Source organism: Sphingopyxis sp. (genome assembly GCF_016463645.1).
GTDB lineage: Bacteria > Pseudomonadota > Alphaproteobacteria > Sphingomonadales > Sphingomonadaceae > Sphingopyxis.
In genome coordinates this window covers 1-2,101 of sequence record NZ_JAEMQX010000248.1, presented here as the reverse complement: position 1 = coordinate 2,101, position 2,101 = coordinate 1, and the positions used below count along the sequence as shown (strand labels likewise).

The 2,101-nt window shown below is 65.5% G+C and carries 2 protein-coding genes; both read right to left on the bottom strand.

Annotation, left to right across the window (positions count from 1 at the left end; translation table 11 throughout):
- On the bottom strand, nucleotides 1-746 hold a 746-nt coding region (locus JHC57_RS22185), incomplete at its 3' end, for an FtsW/RodA/SpoVE family cell cycle protein (protein ID WP_294032726.1).
- Nucleotides 743-2,101 (bottom strand): penicillin-binding protein 2 (gene mrdA / locus JHC57_RS22180; protein WP_294032725.1); only part of this gene is annotated, 1,359 nt, incomplete at its 5' end. The genes JHC57_RS22185 and mrdA, both read right to left, overlap by 4 nt.

Genomic DNA, 2,101 nt, shown 5'->3' with positions numbered 1-2,101 from the left:
TGGCTTTGCGACCCGTTGAGGAAGCCCTTGCCGCCGATGCCGCCCGATCCGATCGCGATCTTCGACTGGCTGATGTGATAGCCGGCGCCCAGCGGATCGCTTTCGGGATCGAGGAAGATCAGGACGCGCTTTTGCTGGTAATCGTGGAGGAAGGAGAAGAGGACGGGCAGCGCCGCGAGCCCCGCGACCGCGGTGCTGCCGAACCACCACATCGGCAGGCCGGCACAGAACATCACGACAACGCCGCCGATGCAGATGGCGAGCGCGGTGCCGAGGTCGGGCTGCAGCATGACGAGCGCGGCGGGGAGGCCGATCATCACCAGCGCCGGCCACAGCGCGGTAAATGTCCGCGTATTTCCGGGCGGGAGCTGGGTGTAGAACCGCGCGAGGGCGACGACGATCGCGACCTTCATCAGCTCCGATGGCTGGAGGTTCATGAAGCCGAGGTTGAGCCATCGCTGGCTGCCCCCGCCGACGAAGCCGAGAAGCTCGACCGCGATCAGCAGGATGAGGACGCCGATATAGGCGATATAGGCGAAATCCTCGAAGATCCGGAGCGGGAAGCGCCCGACCACGAGCGCGGCGGCGAGGAAGACGAGGAAGCGCACGCCTTGCTGCAGCGCCCAGGGCGCCCAGTTTCCGCCTGCCGCCGAATAGAGGACGAGCAGGCCGAAACCGGTGATGCCCGAAAGGATGGCGATCAGTTTCCAGGGAATGCGCTGGATCGCGGGAGGGACGGGGATCATTGCGGCACTCCCGGATCGGGATCGCTCGCGGCACCCGATTTCCACGCCGCATAGTCGCGGTCCATGCGTTCCTTGATCGTGCCGCCCCAGCCGGCCTCGAAGGTTTCGAGCGCCTCCATCGCCTTTTCGCGGTCGAAGAGGAAAGTCATGAAATCCTTGGCCACGGGCGCCGCTGCGCGCGATCCGCCCATGCCATGTTCGATCACGACGGCGGTGGCATAGCGCGGATTGTCGACCGGTGCGAAGCCGACGAACAGGCCATGGTCGCGGAATTTCCACGTTCCGGCCTTGCCGTTGCCGGTGTTGAGTCCACGCACCTGTGCGGTGCCCGTCTTGCCCGCCATCGCGATACCGTCGAGCGGCAGGCGGCTGCGCCCGGCGGTTCCCCCCGGGCCGTTGACGACGAGGTCCATGCCATGCCGCGCGACGGCAAGCGCTTCGGGCGAGAAGGGCAGGGGTTCGTTCCTGAATTCGCGGTTGATCAGGCGAGGATAGAGCCGGCGGCCCGACGCGATGCGCGAGGCCATGACCGCGAGCTGGAGCGGATTCACGCTGACATAGCCCTGCCCGATGACCGCGTTGAGCGAGTCCGATGCCGACCAGGCCTGGTCGTATTTCTTCATCTTCCACGCGCTGTCGGGGATCGTGCCGTAACGCTGGTTGCTGCCCGCAAGCTGGAATTCCTCGCCGAGCCCCATCAATCGCGCGGTCGGCGCGATCGCATCATAGCCGAGCCGGTGCGCGAGCCAGTAGAAATAGCTGTTGCAGCTTTTCATGATCGCGGTCGCCATGTCGACGCTGCCATGCGTGCCGAGGCAGCGAAAGAAGCGGCTGCCGAGGCGATAGCCGCCGATGCAGGTGTGGCGTTCGCTCGGGTCGACGCCATGTTCGACCGCGGCGATCGCGGCCGTCGGTTTCAGCGTCGATCCCGGCGGATAGAGACCGCGCGTCGCCTTGTTGATCAGCGGCTGGTGATCGTCGGCACGCAGCCAGGCATATTCGCTGCTGCTGATTCCGTCGGAGAAGCTGTTGGGATCGAAGCTCGGCATCGAGACGAACGACAGGATATCGCCATTGCGGCAGTCGATGACGACCGCGGCGCCGGACTCGCGCCCCATGCGCCGCGCGACATATTCCTGCAGGTCGGCGTCGATCGTCAGGTGGACGGTCTTGCCCTGCACATCGGCCTGGGTGGAAAGGTCGCGGACGACCTTGCCGCGCGCGGTGACTTCGACGCGGCGGGCGCCGGGCTGGCCCTTCAGCATGTCCTGGAAATATTTCTCCAGCCCGTCCTTGCCGATCTTGTACCCCGGCGTGATGTAGAGCGGATCCTTGACCTTCTGATATTCCTCGGC